This window comes from Streptomyces sp. NPDC004435 (genome assembly GCF_042873895.1).
Taxonomy (GTDB): Bacteria; Actinomycetota; Actinomycetes; order Streptomycetales; family Streptomycetaceae; genus Streptomyces.
On the sequence record NZ_JBIAMB010000040.1, the window covers coordinates 16,672 to 33,934 of the forward strand.

15 protein-coding genes are annotated in these 17,263 nt (G+C 72.7%); 10 read left to right on the forward strand and 5 right to left on the reverse strand.

Features of this window, described 5'->3' with window-relative positions; translation table 11 throughout:
* Positions 1-7: 7 nt before the first annotated feature.
* Entirely contained in the window at positions 8-964 is a 957-nt protein-coding gene (gene cofD / locus ACFYT9_RS39230) for a 2-phospho-L-lactate transferase (RefSeq protein ID WP_389171923.1), read from the forward strand.
* On the forward strand, positions 961-2,292 hold the full coding sequence (locus tag ACFYT9_RS39235) for a coenzyme F420-0:L-glutamate ligase (RefSeq protein WP_389171926.1): 1,332 nt from the start codon (positions 961-963) through the stop codon (positions 2,290-2,292). The genes cofD and ACFYT9_RS39235 overlap by 4 nt, the downstream gene beginning before the upstream one ends.
* 27 nt (positions 2,293-2,319) lie before the next feature.
* On the opposite strand, the gene ACFYT9_RS39240 is transcribed toward ACFYT9_RS39235, so the two are convergent.
* The 3 genes from ACFYT9_RS39240 to ACFYT9_RS39250 form a co-directional block, all read right to left on the reverse strand.
* Positions 2,320-3,279: a DNA-3-methyladenine glycosylase family protein gene (locus ACFYT9_RS39240; protein WP_389171928.1), complete on the reverse strand. Its 960-nt coding sequence runs from the start codon at positions 3,277-3,279 to the stop codon at positions 2,320-2,322.
* Positions 3,280-3,385: 106 nt separating this feature from the next.
* Positions 3,386-4,468 (reverse strand): sugar phosphate nucleotidyltransferase, encoded by a 1,083-nt coding sequence (locus ACFYT9_RS39245; protein WP_376603780.1) that lies wholly within the window; start codon positions 4,466-4,468, stop codon positions 3,386-3,388.
* Between the two features lie 103 nt (positions 4,469-4,571).
* Positions 4,572-6,044 carry a peptidoglycan recognition protein gene (locus ACFYT9_RS39250; RefSeq protein ID WP_389171931.1) on the reverse strand — a complete coding sequence of 491 codons (1,473 nt, stop codon included), beginning with the start codon at positions 6,042-6,044 and terminating at the stop codon, positions 4,572-4,574.
* Between the two features lie 126 nt (positions 6,045-6,170).
* Between ACFYT9_RS39250 and ACFYT9_RS39255 the strand changes: the two genes are divergently transcribed.
* The 5 genes from ACFYT9_RS39255 (at position 6,171) to ACFYT9_RS39275 (ending at position 14,103) form a co-directional block, all read left to right on the forward strand.
* Positions 6,171-6,923 (forward strand): TIGR03089 family protein, encoded by a 753-nt coding sequence (locus tag ACFYT9_RS39255; RefSeq protein ID WP_376603776.1) that lies wholly within the window; start codon positions 6,171-6,173, stop codon positions 6,921-6,923.
* 229 nt (positions 6,924-7,152) lie between these two features.
* On the forward strand, positions 7,153-8,460 hold the full coding sequence (locus ACFYT9_RS39260; RefSeq protein WP_389171934.1) for an LCP family protein: 1,308 nt from the start codon (positions 7,153-7,155) through the stop codon (positions 8,458-8,460).
* Positions 8,461-8,708: 248 nt separating this feature from the next.
* Positions 8,709-10,484 carry an LCP family protein gene (locus ACFYT9_RS39265; RefSeq protein ID WP_387277811.1) on the forward strand — a complete coding sequence of 592 codons (1,776 nt, stop codon included), beginning with the start codon at positions 8,709-8,711 and terminating at the stop codon, positions 10,482-10,484.
* Positions 10,485-10,533: 49 nt separating this feature from the next.
* Positions 10,534-12,309, forward strand: a complete 1,776-nt coding sequence (locus tag ACFYT9_RS39270) for an LCP family protein (protein WP_389171938.1) — start codon at positions 10,534-10,536, stop codon at positions 12,307-12,309.
* A 414-nt stretch (positions 12,310-12,723) separates the two neighbouring features.
* Positions 12,724-14,103: an LCP family protein gene (locus ACFYT9_RS39275; protein ID WP_389171941.1), complete on the forward strand. Its 1,380-nt coding sequence runs from the start codon at positions 12,724-12,726 to the stop codon at positions 14,101-14,103.
* A gap of 16 nt (positions 14,104-14,119) precedes the next feature.
* On the opposite strand, the gene ACFYT9_RS39280 is transcribed toward ACFYT9_RS39275, so the two are convergent.
* Positions 14,120-14,653, reverse strand: coding sequence for an acyl-CoA thioesterase (locus tag ACFYT9_RS39280; protein WP_376603389.1), 534 nt, complete (start codon positions 14,651-14,653; stop codon positions 14,120-14,122).
* A 119-nt stretch (positions 14,654-14,772) separates the two neighbouring features.
* Between ACFYT9_RS39280 and ACFYT9_RS39285 the strand changes: the two genes are divergently transcribed.
* The 3 genes from ACFYT9_RS39285 (at position 14,773) to ACFYT9_RS39295 (ending at position 17,119) form a co-directional block, all read left to right on the forward strand.
* Positions 14,773-16,026, forward strand: coding sequence for an LCP family protein (locus ACFYT9_RS39285; protein WP_387280563.1), 1,254 nt, complete (start codon positions 14,773-14,775; stop codon positions 16,024-16,026).
* A 104-nt stretch (positions 16,027-16,130) separates the two neighbouring features.
* Positions 16,131-16,592, forward strand: a complete 462-nt coding sequence (locus ACFYT9_RS39290; RefSeq protein ID WP_387280565.1) for a hypothetical protein — start codon at positions 16,131-16,133, stop codon at positions 16,590-16,592.
* A gap of 8 nt (positions 16,593-16,600) precedes the next feature.
* Positions 16,601-17,119, forward strand: a complete 519-nt coding sequence (locus tag ACFYT9_RS39295) for a hypothetical protein (RefSeq protein WP_389171944.1) — start codon at positions 16,601-16,603, stop codon at positions 17,117-17,119.
* A 48-nt stretch (positions 17,120-17,167) separates the two neighbouring features.
* On the opposite strand, the gene ACFYT9_RS39300 is transcribed toward ACFYT9_RS39295, so the two are convergent.
* The coding region (locus ACFYT9_RS39300; protein WP_365541901.1) for an acyl-CoA dehydrogenase family protein at positions 17,168-17,263 on the reverse strand (96 nt) is incomplete at its 5' end.

The following is a 17,263-nucleotide window of genomic DNA, read 5'->3' on the forward strand; positions in this document are numbered from 1 at the left end:
TGCGTGCATGCGCATTGTGGTTCTGGCCGGCGGCATCGGTGGTGCCCGTTTCCTTCGCGGTCTCAAGCAGGCCGTCCCGGACGCGGAGATCACGGTCGTCGGCAACACCGGTGACGACATCCATCTCTTCGGGCTGAAGGTCTGCCCCGACCTGGACACCGTGATGTACACCCTCGGCGGTGGCATCCACGAGGAGCAGGGCTGGGGCCGCGAGGGCGAGACCTTCGCCGTCAAGGAGGAACTGGCCGCGTACGGGGTCGGACCCGAGTGGTTCGGCCTCGGCGACCGGGACTTCGCCACCCACATCGTCCGCACCCAGATGCTCGGCGCCGGCTACCCGCTGAGCGCCGTCACCGAGGCGCTCTGCGCCCGCTGGCAGCCGGGCGTGCGCCTGCTGCCGATGTCCGACGACCGCGTCGAGACGCACGTGGCGATCGAGGTCGACGGCGAGCAGCGGGCCGTGCACTTCCAGGAGTACTGGGTGAAGCTGCGCGCCTCCGTCGACGCCAAGGCCGTCGTGGCCGTCGGCGCGGAGGCGGCCAAGCCCGCGCCGGGCGTCCTGGAGGCGATCGCCGGGGCCGACGTCATCCTCTTCCCGCCGTCCAACCCGGTCGTCAGCGTCGGCACCATCCTCGCCGTGCCCGGCATCCGCGAGGCCGTCGCCGCGGCGCCCGCGCCGGTCGTCGGCCTCTCCCCCATCGTCGGGGACGCCCCCGTGCGCGGCATGGCCGACAAGGTGCTCGCGGCGGTCGGCGTCGAGTCGACGGCCGCGGCCGTCGCCCGCCACTACGGCTCCGGGCTCGTCGACGGCTGGCTGGTGGACACCGTGGACGCCGGCTCCGTCGCCGACGTCGAGGCGGCGGGCATCGCCTGCCGGGCCGTGCCGCTGATGATGACCGACGTGGACGCCACCGCCGAGATGGCGCGGGCCGCGCTCGCGCTCGCCGAGGAGGTCCGCGGGTGACGGCGGACCCCACGGTGCCCGCCGCGGCGCCCGTGCCCTCGTACCGGGTGTGGGGGGTAGCCGGGCTGCCCGAGGTGGCGCCCGGGGACGACCTGGCCAAGCTGATCGCGTCCGCCTCCCCCGGCCTGGAGGACGGCGACGTCCTGCTGGTCACCTCCAAGATCGTGAGCAAGGCGGAGGGACGGATCGTCGCCGCCGACGACCGCGAGGAGGCCATCGACGCCGAGACGGTACGGGTGGTGGCGCGGCGCGGCACCCTGCGGATCGTCGAGAACCGGCAGGGGCTCGTCATGGCCGCGGCCGGCGTCGACGCCTCCAACACGGCCGCCGGGACGGTGCTGTTGCTGCCGGAGGACCCCGACGGGTCGGCGCTGCGGATCAGGAACGGGCTGCGCGAGGCGCTCGGCGTCGACGTCGGCGTCGTCCTCACCGACACCTTCGGGCGGCCCTGGCGCTCCGGGCTCACCGACGTGGCGATCGGCGCGGCCGGGGTGCGGGTCCTGGACGACCTGCGGGGCGGCACCGACTCCCACGGCAACGAGCTGAACGTCACCGTCGTCGCCACCGCCGACGAACTCGCCGCCGCCGGCGACCTGGTGAAGGGCAAGGCCACCGGCGTGCCCGTCGCGGTCGTGCGCGGGCTGCCGCACCTGGTCGGCGACGACGGGGAGCCCGGCGCGCGGGCGCTCGTGCGCACCGCCGCCGACGACATGTTCCGGCTGGGCACCTCGGAGGCCGTACGGGAGGCGGTGACCCTGCGGCGGACCGTACGGGAGTTCACCGACGACCCCGTCGACCCCGGGGCGGTGCGGCGCGCGGTCGCCGCCGCCGTCACCGCGCCGGCCCCGCACCACACCACCCCGTGGCGGTTCGTCCTCCTGGAGTCCCCCGGGTCGCGGCTGCGGCTGCTCGACGCCATGCGGGACGCGTGGATCGCGGACCTGCGGCGGGACGGGAAGTCGGAGGAGTCCATCGCGAAGCGGGTGCGGCGCGGGGACGTCCTGCGGAACGCGCCCTACCTCGCCGTCCCCTGCCTCGTCATGGACGGCTCCCACCACTACGGCGACCCGCGCCGCGACGCCGCCGAGCGCGAGATGTTCGTCGTCGCGGCGGGCGCCGGCGTGCAGAACTTCCTCGTCGCCCTGGCCGGCGAGCGCCTCGGCTCCGCCTGGGTGTCCTCGACGATGTTCTGCCGGGACGTCGTACGGGACGTGCTGGGGCTGCCCGAGCACTGGGACCCCATGGGCGCGGTCGCGATCGGGCGGCCCGCCGCCCCGCCGAAGGACCGGCCGGGGCGGGTCGCCGCGGACTTCGTCGAGGTCCGCTGACCCCGCCGCCGTCCGGCGCCCCCGGCCTCAGATGCGGGTGATGTCGTTGGGGGCGAAGCGGGGGGCGCGGCGGGGCGGGGTGTGGCCGCTCAGCAGGATGAGGCGGGCCGCCCGGTGGCGCTGGCCGGCGTAGGGGGCCAGGAGTTCCAGCATCGCCGCGTCGTCGGCCGTGCGGTCGCGCGCCAGGGCCCAGCCGATGATGCCGGGCAGGTGGAGGTCGCCGGTGGTGACCTCGTCGGGGGCGCCGTTGCTGCGCTGGACGGTCTCGGCGGAGGTCCACGGGCCGATGCCGGGGATCAGCTCCAGGCGGGCGCGGGCGGCCGGCGGGTCCATGCGGGCCGCCTCCTCCAGGCGGGGGGCCACCCGGGCGGCGCGGACGATGGTGGCGGCGCGCTTGTCGTCGACGTTCGCCCGGTGCCACTCCCAGGACGGGATCCTCGCCCACGTGCGGGCGTCCGGCATCACGTACATCCCCTCGGGGGCCGGGCCCGGGGCCGGCTCGCCGTACCGGCGGACCAGGTCGCGCCAGGAGCCGTACGCCTCCGTCGTGGTGACCTTCTGCTCCAGGACGGTCGGGATCAGGGACTCCAGGACCAGTCCCGTACGGGTGAGGCGCAGGCCCGGGCGGCGGCGGTGGGCCGCCAGGACGAGCCGGTGGCGGGGGACGAAGGCGGTGGGGTCGTCCTCGGCGCCGAGGAGGGCGGGGAGGTGGGCGTCGAGCCAGGCCGCGCCCGGGCCGTACGTGTCGGCCTCGGCCTCCGTGCCGTCCACCGCGCGGACGCGGAGCGTGCCGGGCCCCTCCGGGGTGCGGGTGGCACGCCAGATCTCGCCGTCCCCGGTGACGCGGAAGGTGGGGTCGTACGGGCCCCTGCGGAGGGGGCCGAGGGTGAGGCGGAGGTCCAGGTGCGCGGGCCCGCCCCCCGGACCGTCCATGTCGCCGCCGCGCGTGGTGGTGCGGGTGGGTCGTGGTACGAAGCGGCCGGCCATGCGTACGAGCGTAGCCGGGCGCGCGTGGGGGTGCGGGGGCGCGGAGGCGCCCGCGGGGGCGCCGTTCCGTGCGCGCGCGACGGAACGGCGGCGGCGGGCGGCCCGGCTACTGGTCCGAGCTGAAGCGGACCGTGCCCGCGGGGAGGGTGGCGTCGCACCAGATGCGGATGCCGTCGCGGAGTTCGTTGTCGGGGCCCACGTGGGCCCCGTCGCCGATGACCGCGCCCGTCAGGACCGAGCGGGCGCCGATGCGGGCGCCGGCCCCTATGAGGGAGTCGGTGATCACCGCGCCGGGTTCGATCACGGCGCCGGCCAGGAGGGTGGAGCCGGTGACCCGGGCGCCCTCTCCGACCGTGGCGTCCGCGCCGACCACCGTGCCGCCCGTGAGCTTCGCGTCGGGGGCGACCCGGGCGGAGGGGAGGACGAGGCGGTCGCCGCAGCGGCCGGGGACGGCCGGGGAGGGGGCGCGGCCGAGGACCAGGTCGGCCGAGCCGCGGACGAACGCCTGCGGGGTGCCGAGGTCCAGCCAGTAGGTCGAGTCCACCATGCCCTGGAGGTGGGCTCCGGAGGCCAGCAGCTCCGGGAAGGTCTCGCGCTCGACGGAGACCGGGCGGCCGGCGGGGATCGAGTCGATCACCGAGCGGCGGAAGACGTACGCGCCGGCGTTGATCTGGTCGGTGACGATCTCCTCCGGGGTCTGCGGCTTCTCCAGGAAGGCCGTCACCCGGCCCGTCGCGTCGGTCGGGACCAGGCCGAAGGCGCGGGGGTCCTCGACGCGGGTGAGGTGGAGGGAGACGTCCGCGCCGGAGTCGGCGTGGGTGGCCACCAGGGCGCGGATGTCGAGGCCGGTGAGGATGTCCCCGTTGAAGATCAGGACCGGGTCGTCGGGGCCCGAGTGGAGGCGCGAGGCGACGTTGCGTATCGCGCCTCCGGTGCCCAGCGGTTCCTCCTCCGTCACGTACTCCAGGCTCAGGCCGAGGTCGGAGCCGTCGCCGAAGTGCGGTTCGAAGACCTCGGCGAGGTAGGAGGTGGCGAGCACGATGTGCTCGACGCCGGCGGCCTTGGCCCGGGCCAGCTGGTGCGTCAGGAAGGGGACGCCCGCCGCCGGGACCATGGGCTTGGGCGTGTTGACCGTGAGGGGTCGCAGCCGTGTGCCCTTGCCACCGACCAGGAGGATCGCTTCTGTCACCTGTCGTCTCTGCTTCCTGTTCGGGGCCGGTCGGCGCGCCCGTCTCGGTCGTCCGTGGGATATGACCGGTCAGTTTATGCGGATGGTTGCCCGCCCGCCCCCATCAGCTCCGTCCCTGGTACTTCGCCGAGGAGGTCCGGGCGGTTCCGAGCTTGCCGTAGAGGCGGCCGCCGGGGCACTCCGTGGCGAATCCGTCACGGTGTCCGGCGATGGCGTTGAAGCGGACCTGCTTGCCCTTCGCGTAGAGGTTGCCGCCGCCGGAGACGAGGGTCACGGTGCCCTTGGGGTTGATGGCGTGGAGCCCGAGTTTCCAGGCCGTCAGGCGGGCGACGGCGGTCACGACCGCGGCCGGCGGGGTGGTGCTGGTGAAGGTGCCGAGGACGGCGACGCCCATGCTGTTGGTGTTGAAGCCGAGGGTGTGTGCGCCGAGGACCGGTTTGGCCACGCCGCCGGCCCGGCCTTCGTAGATGTTTCCGCACTTGTCGACGGCGAAGTTGTAGCCGAAGTCACGCCACCCGCTGCTCTTCACGTGGTAGCGGTAGATACTGCGCAGGACGGAGGGTGCCTGGGCGCAGGTGTAGTTGTTGCCGGTGGCGCTGTGGTGGACGAAGGCCGCCTTGATCGTCGAGGTGTAGACGAAGCTCTTCTCGCGGATCGACTCGTCGGCGCCCCAGCCCTTGCGGGTGATGATCGCGGGGCGGGGGCCGATGTACGGGGCCTTCGCCGCCTGGGCGGCCGCCTCCTGCGCGGCCGCCTCCCGGGCCTTCTGGACCTCCGTCTCCTGGGTGATCTCCTTGCGGACGATCTCCTTCTGGATCGGTGCGCCCTGGACGGTGTCGAGTCCCGCCGCGGGGAGGGCGTCCGGGATCGTGGTCGAGCCGTACGGGGCCAGTGGGGTGTTCACACCGCTCGCGGCGGCCTCCGCCGCGGTGAGGACGGCCGGCGGGGCCATCGCCCGGGTGCCGGGGGCCGGGGCTGCCTGGGTGCCGGGGGCCGGGGCGGCCGGCTCCTCGCCCGGGTCGACCAGTTCGAGGCGGAGCCCGGCGGGCAGCCGCACGGCCGCCCTCACTCCCCCTGGTTCGGCCCGCTCGGCCTGTACGCGGATCTCGACGCCGTCCGAGTCGCCCACCCAGAGCGGGGCGGTGGAGCCGCGGAGGGTCCCGGAGGCGCCCTCGGCGGTTTCGGGGTCGGCGCCGTGCTCGTCGTTGTGGGTCTCCACGTCCTGCCACGACGACCAGGTGCCGTCCGCGGCGGAGCGGGTGCGGACCTGGACGGTCCCGTGGAGCACGGCGGCCGGGTCGTTCCAGACCACGCCGACGAGCGAGAAGGGTCTGACGTCCCGTCGGGTCAGGCCCTGTTCGGGCGCGGCGCCCGGGTCGGAACCGAAGGAGCGGACGGAGGCGCCCAGAGGACGGAGCGGCAGCGACTGGGTGGAGCCCGGCAGCTCGTCCTGAGTCGGTGGCAAGGCGGCCGCCGCCGGGCGCGCGGTGGCCGTCGCGGGGGCGGCGAGGGTGACCGGCAGGGCGAGCACGGTCGCGCAGGCGACGGCGATCGAGGAGGCGAGTGAGGCACGCATGGGCCGATCGTGGGCAGCCGGCGGGCGGGGCGCGCGCCGGGAGACGGACGGCGCGTCAGGCCGACCGGAGGACGCCGTCACCGGAACGGCCCAGGCCGGCGCACCGGCCCGCGTACCCTGTGCGGCGTGAACGCCAGCGACCGCACCCCCGCCGACCTGCTGCGATCCGCGCTCGCCGCGGACCCCGCCCGCCCTCTGGTCACCTACTACGACGACGCCACCGGTGAACGGGTGGAATTGTCCGTCGCCACCTTCGCCAATTGGGTGGCGAAGACGGCCAATCTGCTCCAGGGCGAGCTGTCCGCCGAGCCCGGCGACCGGCTCGCGCTGCTGCTGCCCGCGCACTGGCAGACCGCCGTCTGGCTGCTCGCCTGCTCCTCGGTCGGAGTGACGGCCGAGCTGGGCGGCGACCCGGCGGACGCGGACCTCGTGGTGGCGGAGCCCCGGACGCTGGAGGCGGGACTGGCCTGCTCCGGGGAACGGATCGCGCTCTCCCTGGCGCCGCTGGGGCGCCGCTTCCCGGCCGCGCCCGCGGGATACGCGGACTACGCGGTCGAGGTGCCGGGACAGGGTGACCGCTTCGCGCCCTTCGTCCCGGTCGACGCGGAGGCGTCCGCGCTCGTCGTCGACGGTACGGACCGCAGTGGCGTCCAGCTCGTCGAGCAGGCGCGGCTGGACGCCGTACGGCTCGGGCTCGGTCCCGGGTCGCGGCTGCTCTCCGGGCTGCCGTACGAGGGCTGGGAGGGGCTGTCGGCCGGGCTGTACGCGCCGCTGGCCGCGGGCGGCTCCGTGGTGCTGTGCCGGAACATGGGCGAGCTGGCGCCGGAGGCGCTGGAGAAGCGCATCGAGAGCGAGCGGGTCACGGCCACGGCGCTCTGAGGGGCGCGGGCGCCGGGGGACGCGGTCCCCCGGCGCGTCCGGTGCGTCCGGTGCACCCGTTCGGCCGATCGACGCGCCGCGTACCCGCGACCGCGGGCCCGGCGCGGTACATGATCGGCCCGGGGGGAGTCGTCTCCTCCGTACAACCCCGCGTCGGGTCCGGCCGTCTCCCTTGTGCGGACGCCGGGCGCCCGGCGCGCCCGAGACGCCTCGAAGGACGGACGACGACGTGACGGACCGCGCTGGCACACCCGCCGAACCGGACCCGGAACCGACGCCGGAACCGACTCCGGAACCGACTCCGGACGACGAGAACGAACCTTCCGGCGAGAAGCCTTCCGGGGGCGACGCCTCCGAGAGCGATGTCTCCGAGAGCGGCGCCTCCGGGGACGGCGGTGCCGGGCCGGGTGCTTCGCGGCCGCGCCGGCACTGGCTGCGGTGGACCGCGCTCGGCGTCTCGGTGCTGCTGCTCGGGGCGGCCGGGACCGGGTGGTGGTTCTACCGGAAGCTCGACGACAACATCACCACGGACACCACCGCCGCCGACGAACTGCGGCGGTACGAGAAGGAGCGCCCCGCGGCCGGCGTGACGGCCGCGCAGAACATCCTCCTCATCGGCTCCGACACCCGCTCCGGCGAGGGGAACCGCAAGTACGGGCGGGACAAGGGCACCCAGCGGTCGGACACCGTGATCCTGCTGCACCTGGCGGCCGACGAGTCGAGCGCGACGGCGGTGTCGATCCCCCGCGACCTGATGGTGACGATCCCGAGCTGCGCCAGGACCGAGGGGGGCCGGACCCGGGAGCAGAAGGCGCAGTTCAACTGGGCGTTCGAGTGGGGCGGGACGGCGTGCACGATCCGTACCGTCGAGAAGCTGACCGGCATCCGGGTCGACCACCACATGGTGATCGACTTCCGGGGCTTCAAGAAGATGGTGGACGCGGTGGACGGCGTCGAGGTCTGCCTCCAGGAGCCCGTGAACGACACCGACGCCAAGCTGAAGCTGCCGGCGGGGCGCCAGACGCTCGACGGGGAGCAGGCGCTGGGCTTCGTACGGGCCCGCAAGTCGCTCGGGAACGGCAGCGACACCGAACGGATGGACCGGCAGCAGATGTTCCTCGGCGCGCTGGTCAACAAGGTGCAGAGCGACGGGGTGCTGCTCAACCCGACGAAGCTGTACCCGGTGCTCGACGCGGCCACGAAGTCCCTCACGACCGACCCGGGGCTCGACTCGCTGCGCGACCTGTACGACCTGGCGCGGACCATGCGGGCGATCCCGACGGAGAAGGTGCAGTTCCTGACGGTGCCTCGACGCCCGTACGCATACAACGCGAACAGGGACGAACTGGTACAGCCCGCCGCGAGCGAGCTGTTCCGTCAACTCCGTGAGGACAGGCCGGTCGTGGTGCGGAAGGCGGAACCGGAAGAGGGTTCCCGCGCATCCTCCGACGGGAAGCCGGACGACGCGGAGTCGCCCGTGCCGACGTCGACGCCCACCTTCACCGGACGGAACGCGGCGGAGGGGGTGTGCTCCTAGTGGGCCGGGTGATCGTTGGGTAAAGGGGGACCCAAAGGAGAGGAAGGGGGCGATGTGGTTTGGGCAGAGTTGCCCCCTTGTAAGGGGCGTGGAATTTGTCACTGACGTCGCCCCGCGCTGAACTGGGCGGATAGTGTGACGCGATCCGGTGCACCCGACCGCGTGGTCGCACTCAGCCAAGGATCGAACGACCGAGTGGCGCCCACAGGGGGAGGCGCCCCGCGTGGCACCGACGGAGGACAGGAACCGTGGACGCGCACAGCCGTGGACGGGCGGACGAGATCGACCCCGCCGACCAGTGGGTGCTCAACCCGCAGACCGGCAACTACGAACTGCGACTGGACCACTCCGCTGAGCAGCCGCCGCTCGATGGCTCCCGCGCCGGTGCCGGCGCCTCCGGTACCGGTACCCGCTCCGCGGCCCGGCCAACCGCCCCGGCGGAAGCTCCCGTTCCCGGCCAGCGGCGCCGCCGCACGGCCGAACCGGAGACCGAGCCCGGCACGACCGGTGACGGGAGCCGTGGCGGACGGGTCCCGCCGCAGCGGCGCCGCAAGCGCAAGCAGGGCGCCAGCCGCAAGAAGAAGGTCCTGCTGTGGACCGGCGGCACGATGGCCTTCGTCCTCGTGGGCGGCGCCGTCGGCGCGTACGCGATCTACAGCAAGCTCAACGGCAACATCGGCGTCGTGGACGTCGGCGACGCGGCCGTGAAGTCGGAGGGGATGAAGGGGCCGCTCAACATCCTCGTCATCGGCAACGACGTCCGCACCGGCGAGGGCAACGAGACCTACGGCAACAAGACCAACGTCACCGGCCACGCCGACACGACCTTCCTCATCCACATCGCCGAGGACCGCACCAACGCCACGGCGATGAGCATCCCGCGCGACCTCAAGACCGAGATCCCGGAGTGCCCGACGAAGGTCGACGGGGTCACCAAGGTCATCCCGGGCTCGGTCGGCAAGACCAAGTTCAACGAGTCCTTCGGGGTCAACGGCCGTGACCCCGGCTGCACCATGCGGACCGTCACCCAGATGTCCGGCCTGCCGATCAACCACTTCATGATGGTCGACTTCAACGCCGTCAAGAAGCTCTCCACGGCCGTCGGCGGCGTCAAGGTCTGCCTCGCCAAGCCGATCCACGACAAGAACTACTCGAAACTCAACCTTCCCGCCGGCGAGCACCGCGTCCAGGGCGAGCAGGCGCTCGCGTTCCTCCGGAACCGGCACGGCCTCGGCAACGAGAGCGACCTCGACCGCATCAAGCAGCAGCAGCAGTTCCTCGCCTCGATGATGCGGCAGCTCAAGGAGGACACCCTCGACAGCCCGACGCGGCTGCTGGACGTGGCCACCGCGGCGACCGAGTCGCTCACCGTCGACCAGGGCATCGGCGAGGCGACGAAGCTCGTCTCCCTGGCGCAGGAGATCGCCAAGGTCGACCTGAAGAACATCACCTTCCTCACCGTGCCGGTGGTCGACAACCCGGACGAGCCGCCGAACAAGCGCGCCACCGTCGTCCTCGACTCCGTGAACGCCCCGAAGATCTTCAGCATGATCGAGCAGGACGTCTCCTTCACCGAGGTGAAGAAGAAGGAGGCCGACGCCAAGAAGGCGAAGAGCCAGGCACAGGCGAAGCTCCTCCAGGGCCCGAAGGCCCCGGCCGCCGAGGTCCGCGTCGACGTCTACAACGGCAGCGGCATCACGGGCGCCGCCCAGTCGACGATCAGCTGGCTCCAGAACGAAGAGGGCGTGCTTCGCTCGACCAACAAGAGCAACGCCCCCGAGAAGGCGGCGAAGACCACGCTCAGCTACGCACCGAACCAGGCCGACCAGGCCCGCGCGCTCGCCGCGATGATGGGTCTGCAGGCCACCGCCCTCAAGCAGGGCACCACGGCCGCCGGGGAGCGCGAGCCCATGACGCTCGTCCTCGGCGCCGACTTCAAGGGCGCGGGGGTGCCCATGACCGCTCCGACGAAGGCGCCGGACGTCGGTCAGGTAGCAGCGGACAAGAAGGTGTGCGCCCAGTGACCCGGGAACAACGGGTCGCGGCGCGCCCTTGACGATGAGGGGACCTGGGGTGGGACAGAACAGCGTGCGACGGGAGGGGACGCGGCAGCCGAGCGTTCCGCACGCCCGAGATCATGGCTGGGACGACGAACTGCACGGCGCCGCCGAGGCGACCGGGGCGGGCGGGGAGCAGGATCCGGCCGGGGGGCCGGACGCACCCGCCGTACCCGGCGGCCGGGCGGCACGCCGGCGCGGCACGGCGGGTGCCGAGGGCGCCGGTGCGGAGGCCGGCACGGCCGGTGGCCGCGCGGCGGCCCGCAAGCAGGCCAAGAAGGCCGGCAAGCGGAAGGTGCTGCGCTGGTCGGCGATCGGCGTGGCGATCCTGGTGCTCGGAACGGCCGGCGCCGGTTACGCCTACTACGAGCACCTGAACGGCAACATCCGCAGCGGTGGCCGCGCGGGCGGCGAGAGCGGGGTGAAGAAGGCGGTGCCGAACGCGCTGGGCGACACGCCGCTGAACATCCTGCTGATCGGCTCCGACGACCGCTCGTCCGACGCGAACGTGGCCCTGGGCGGCGGCAAGGACCTGCGGGACGACAAGCCCCGGGCCGACGTCCAGATGCTGCTGCACGTCTCCGCCGACCGGCAGAACGCCTCCCTCATATCGATCCCCCGCGACACCGTCGTCCCGATACCCGAGTGCAAGAGCGAGGACGGCAAGGAGACCTTCCCCGCCACCGTGGACCAGCCCATCAACTCCACGCTCCCGCGCGGCGGTCCGGGGTGCACGCTCACCACCTGGGAGAAGCTCACCGGCGTCTACATCGACCACTGGCTGATGGTCGACTTCGCGGGCGTGGTGGCGATGGCCGACGAGGTCGGCGGCGTCCCCGTCTGCGTCACCACCGGCGTGCACGACAAGTCGACCGCGCAGGTCAAGGGCGGCTCCGGCCTCAAGCTGAAGGAGGGCACCACCGAGGTCAAGGGCGAGCAGGCCCTCCAGTGGCTGCGCACCCGGCACGCCTTCGGCAGCGACCAGAACCGCGCCAAGGCCCAGCACATGTACCTCAACGGCATGCTGAAGAAGCTCCAGCAGCAGAACGCCTGGACCGACACCGGCCGGCTGATGGGACTGGCGGAGACCGGCACCAAGGCGCTCCAGGTCTCCGACGGGCTGGACACCGTGGCCAAGCTCTTCGACCTCAGCATGCAGCTCAAGAACGTGAAGGTCGACCGGCTGTCGACGATCACCATCCCGACCGATCCCTACCCGCAGAACCCGAAGGCGTGGCTCCAGCCGAGGGCCACGGACGCGGAGAAGATCTGGGATCTGCTCCGGAACGACGTCGCCATGGACAAGAACGGCGACAAGGCGCCCGCGAAGCCGAAGACCAAGCCGGCGGACGCGAAGCCGAAGCCGACGGCCGCGGCGCCCTCCTCCCTCGCCGTCACGGTCGTCAACGGGACCGAGGGGAACGACCTGCCGGCCGTCGAGGGCCGCGCCGGGAACATCAAGGACGTGCTGACCGGCAAGGGCTTCAGCCGGACGGACACCTCGAAGGAGGCCAAGCCGAGCAAGGGCACGGTCGTCGCCTACCCCAAGGCGGCCGGCGACCAGGGCCGCGCGGACGCCGAGTCCGTGGCGAAGGCCCTCGGCCTGCCGACCTCCACCGTCCGCGCGGACGGCACCATCGGGAACGTCACCCTCGTCGTCGGCGCGGACTGGCGCGAGGGCACCGCCTACAAGGTGCCCAAGCGGTCGGCCGACGACGTGCCGGACGGCGCCAACGACAAGGCGAAGTGCATGGAGGTGTACTCGGTCTACCGCTGGGACGGCGTGAGCTGAGCCGGTACGGGGCGGACCGACGCCGACGGCCGGGCTCCTCGGTGACGAGGGGCCCGGCCGTCGGCGTACCCGCGGCGCTCCGCGGGGCGGACCGCGTCGCGCGGAGACCGCTCCCCGTCGAGGACCGGCATCTTCACGGATGCGGAGGCGCGGGGTTCGCCGAACAGGTCGCGTTACCGCGAACGGGGGACACCGACGCGCGCCACCGGGGGCGGTGACCCTGGCGGCTGATCGTATGGGCCTACGGTGCTCACGGTCCCCCTGTCCCCGCCGCGGAGGTGTCCGTCCGTGCCCACACCGCCCCGCACGCCCCGTCCGCCCCGCCCGCGGGGCACGGCCGGCCGGCCGCCGGTCCCCCGGCGCGGAGCCCGTCCCGCCCCGGCGCGGCGCCCCCGGCGGCGGCCCCGCTGGGGGATGCGGATGGCGACCGCGCTCTCCGTGGTGGTGCTGGCCGCCGGCGGGATCGGGCACGCGGTGGTCACCGGCCTCGACACCGGGATCACCCGGGTCGACCCCTTCAAGGACATGAAGAACCGGCCGCGGGCGGGCACCGGCATGAACGTGCTGGTCGTCGGCACCGACGGGCGCGACCGGATCACGCCCGAGCAGAAGGAGAAGTACCGGCTCGGCGGGGCGCCCTGCCGCTGCACCGACACCGTGCTGCTGGTGCACATCTCGGAGGACCGGGAGCGGGCGAGCGTCGTCTCGCTGCCCCGGGACTCGTACGCCGAGCTTCCGGCGCACACCGACCAGAACAGCGGGGAGAGGCACCGGGCGCATCCGGTGAAGCTGAACGCCGCCTATTCGGAGGGCGGGCCCGCGCTGACCGTGCGGACGGTGGAGGCGATGACCCGGGTCAAGATCGACCACTATCTGGAGGTCGACTTCACCAGCTTCATGCGGACGGTGGACGCGGTCGGCGGGGTGCAGATCTGCACGGCGAAGCCGGTGAAGGACGCGTACACCGGGCTCCGGCTGGCGGCCGGCACGCACGAGCTGGACGGCGGGCAGGCGCTCCAGTACGTGCGCTCCCGGTACATCGACGGGGCCGCGGACATCGGCCGGATGCAGCGGCAGCAGAAGTTCCTGGCGGCCCTGGTGGACCGGCTGACCAGCGGCGGGGTGCTCTTCAACCCGGTGCGGTTCCGGGAGGTGGCGACGACCCTGCTCGGCTCGGTGCGGGCCGACGAGGGCTTCGGCACGGATCAGCTGCTGGCGCTGGCCAAGGCGATGCGCGGCTTCACGCCGGCGTCGTCGGAGTTCGTGTCGGTGCCGGTCAGGGACATGGACTTCCCCGTGAAGGGCGTCGGGTCGACGGTGAAGTGGGACCCGGACAAGGCGCAGAAGCTCTTCGCGGCGGTGCGGGAGGACCGGCCGCTGGCCACCCGGCAGGCGTCCGCGGAGCGGAAGGGTCCGAAGGCCGTCGTGGTGGACGTGGCGCCGAGGACGATCCGGGTGCAGGTCTACAACGGGACCCGGATCGACGGTCTGGGGCGGAAGGCGGACGACGCGCTGCGCGGCACCGGCTTCGACACCACCCGGAGTCCGCTGTCCGCGAAGGGACCCGCGCGGATCCGGACGCTGGTGGAGTACGACCCCCGCTGGGACCGGTCGGCGAAGTCCCTGGCCGCCGCCCTTCCGGGGGCCGAGCTGAAGGCCGTGAAGGGGCGGGGCGGGACACTGCGGGTGACGGTGGGGTCGTCGTACCAGGGCGTCACGGCGGTCCGTGCGGAGACGGCGCCGACGCGGGGGCCGTTCGAGGCGGTGACCGGGGACCAGGTGGTGTGCCCGTGACGCCGGGCGGGCGGGGTCAGTCCTCGTAGCCCTCGGCGGCCCGGCGTTCGCGGAGTTCCAGGATGGCCTGGCGGCGGGCGAGGCGGTGGGTGCGGCGGATCTGCGCCTCCTGGTAGCGGCGCTTGTCCTGCTCGGTCTCCGGGAGGACCGGGGGGACCGTGCGGGGCGTGCCGTCGCCGTCGACCGCGGCGAAGACGAGGTACGCGGAGCCGACCTGGGTCGCCGGGGTGGTGTCGTTCCAGCGCTCGGCCATGACGCGGACGCCGACCTCCATGGAGGAGCGGCCGGTCCAGTTGACCTGGGCCTTCACATGGAGGAGGTCACCGACGCGGACGGGCTCCAGGAAGGCCATCTCGTCCATGGAGGCGGTCACGGCCGGGCCTCCGGAGTGGCGGCCCGCGACGGCTCCCGCCGCGTCGTCCACCAGCTTCATGATCACACCGCCGTGCACCGTGCCGAGGAGGTTGGTGTCGTGGCTGGTCATGATGTGGCTGAGGGTGGTGCGGGAGGCCGAAGTGGGCTTGCCCGGGATGTGGCCCTGTTCTGTCATGTCCTCCACCTTATGCCGGGTATCGGCGTTGTCCGCTTTGCATCAGCTTCGCAACAGCACCGGTCCTATTTTCCACCCGGCCTGTCGCCCGGAAAGCGGAGACCGGCACACTGGTCCGCATGAATGAGTGGCCTGAGCAGCCCGAGGGCGCCCGCCCGATGCGGCACGTGCGGAGACGACCGCAGGAACAGCAGTCCCCGCAGTACCAGCAGGGGTACGACCAGGGGCAGGCGTACAACCCGAACTTCACTCAGGCGCAGGCCACGGGGTACGACTCCGGGTACAGCTCCGGACAGGTCTACGGCTCCCCGCAGGGCGGCGGCCAGGGGCCCGGCGGTCCGGGGGGACCTGCCGGACCCGGCGGCCCGGGCGCCCGTCCCGCCGGTCCCGCGCCGGACTGGCGCAAGCGGATCAAGATCGGTTCGATCGTGCTGGTCGTCGGCGTCCTCGCGTGGGGAATCGGCACCTACGCGTGGGCCAGTTCGCAGATGCGCAACGAGGTGGACCTGTCCAAGGTCATCGAGCGGCCGGCCGAGGGCGACTGCACGACGTACCTGATCGTCGGCTCCGACAGCCGCGAGGGCATGTCGTCCGAGGAGAAGAAGAAGCTGCACACCGGTTCCGCGGAGGGCAAGCGGACCGACTCGATGATGATCCTCGCCGCCTGCTCCAGCGGGAACACGATGGTCTCGCTGCCCCGTGACTCCTGGGTGACGATCCCGAACTTCGTCGGCTCCGAGTCCGGCAAGTCCTTCCCGGCCCGCGGCGGCTCCAAGCTGAACGCGGCCTACGCGATGGACGGCCCCGAGCTGCTGGTCCGCACGGTGGAGTACAACACCGGGCTGCGGATCGACCACTACGCGGAGATCGGCTTCGCCGGCTTCGCGAACATCGTGGACGCGCTCGGCGGCGTCGAGCTGAACATCGAGAAGGGCTTCAAGGACAAGAAGTCGGGCGCCGACTTCCAGACCGGCAAGCAGACCCTGAACGGCGAGCAGGCCCTCGCCTTCGTCCGTACCCGGTACGCCTTCGCCGAGTCGGACCTGGCGCGGACCAAGAACCAGCAGAAGTTCCTGTCCGCGCTCGCCAACCAGGCGGCGACGCCGGGCACGATCCTCAACCCCTTCGCGCTGTACCCGACCCTCGGCGCCGGCCTCGACACCCTGATCGTCGACAAGGACATGTCGCTGTACGACCTCGGGCAGATGTTCTTCGCGATGAAGGGGATCAGCGGGGGCGACGGCGTGTCCATGAACATGCCGATCGCGGGCAGCGCGCCGCAGGGCTCCCTGAAGTGGGACATGCCGAAGGTGAAGCAGCTCGTCGAGCAGATCAAGAACGACCAGAAGGTCACGGTGACGTCGAACCGCTGACGTACCGTACGGCCGGCACCCCGTCGGGGGTGCCGGCCGCTTTCTCGTCCGCCGCGAACGGTCGGCGGGCGCAGCGACCGACGGGGAAACGGGGAGGTTCCACAGTGCCGTGGGACGAGTGGGAGCAACTGAAGAGCGAGGCGGCGGCCGGGACCGGGCCGACCGCGATGCGGCTGAACCAGGCCGTCGCCGCGCCGGACGGGGGCGGTGGCGGCGGCTACTCGGACGACCTGAGGACGGACAAGAAGGCGTGGGTGAAGGCCGGCGACGGGGTCGCGGGCCTGAAGGAGGGCGTCACCACCGCCCTGACCCGGCTGGACTCCGGGCAGGCGGGCCTCGGGGACGGCGGCGGGATCCAGAGCGCGGCGGCGCAGAAGGAGCTGTACGAGTCCTGGAAGAAGTACGTGGGTGACGTGAGCGCGCGCTGTGACGCGCTGGGCGGGCTCCTGAAGGCGGCCGGGCACGACCTGGCGAAGACCGACGAGACGGTCAAGCAGGAGCTCGACGCTCTCGCGGCGAAGTACGGGGACACCGACCCGGTCGGCGGGCAGGCCAAGGAGAAGTGACCGCGGGCATGAACCTGACCAGGCTGGGCGCCGCCGCGCTCCTCGCCTCCCTCACGCTCACGACCCTCACTGGATGCGGCATGAGCGGAGACAGGACCCCGTCCGCGGGCATCAGCGGCACGGATCAGGCCATCGACGCGACGAAGGGTGTCTCCAGCGAGATCCACGACCTGATCGGCCTGGAGGGAAGCACCACCAAGGCCGGTGTCATCACCGACGAGTGCCCGGGCAAGGACCCGGAGACGCACTTCAGCACCTTCCACACGTGGACCCTCACGCCCGCGGCGTCCTCCGGGCTCGACGGTGTGATGGAGCGGCTGAAGACGTCGATGCCCGGTCTGGGCTGGGAGGTCGTCGGCTTCGAGCCCGACACCAGCCGGAACCGGAACCTCACGCTCACGGCCGACGACGACGCCGAGAAGCACAGCGTCAAGATCACCTACTGGGCGAAGGACGAGCCGCCGAAGCTGAACGTCTCCGTGGTCTCCGGCTGCTACCGGGTGCCCGAGGGCGAGACGGTCGAGTAGGGCCGGGGTGCGCGGCCCCCGGCTTCGCGCCGGGGGCCGTGTCCGGGCCTACGGGAGGTTGCGGGCCATGACGATGCGCTGGATCTGGTTGGTGCCTTCGTAGATCTGGGTGATCTTGGCGTCGCGCATCATGCGCTCGACGGG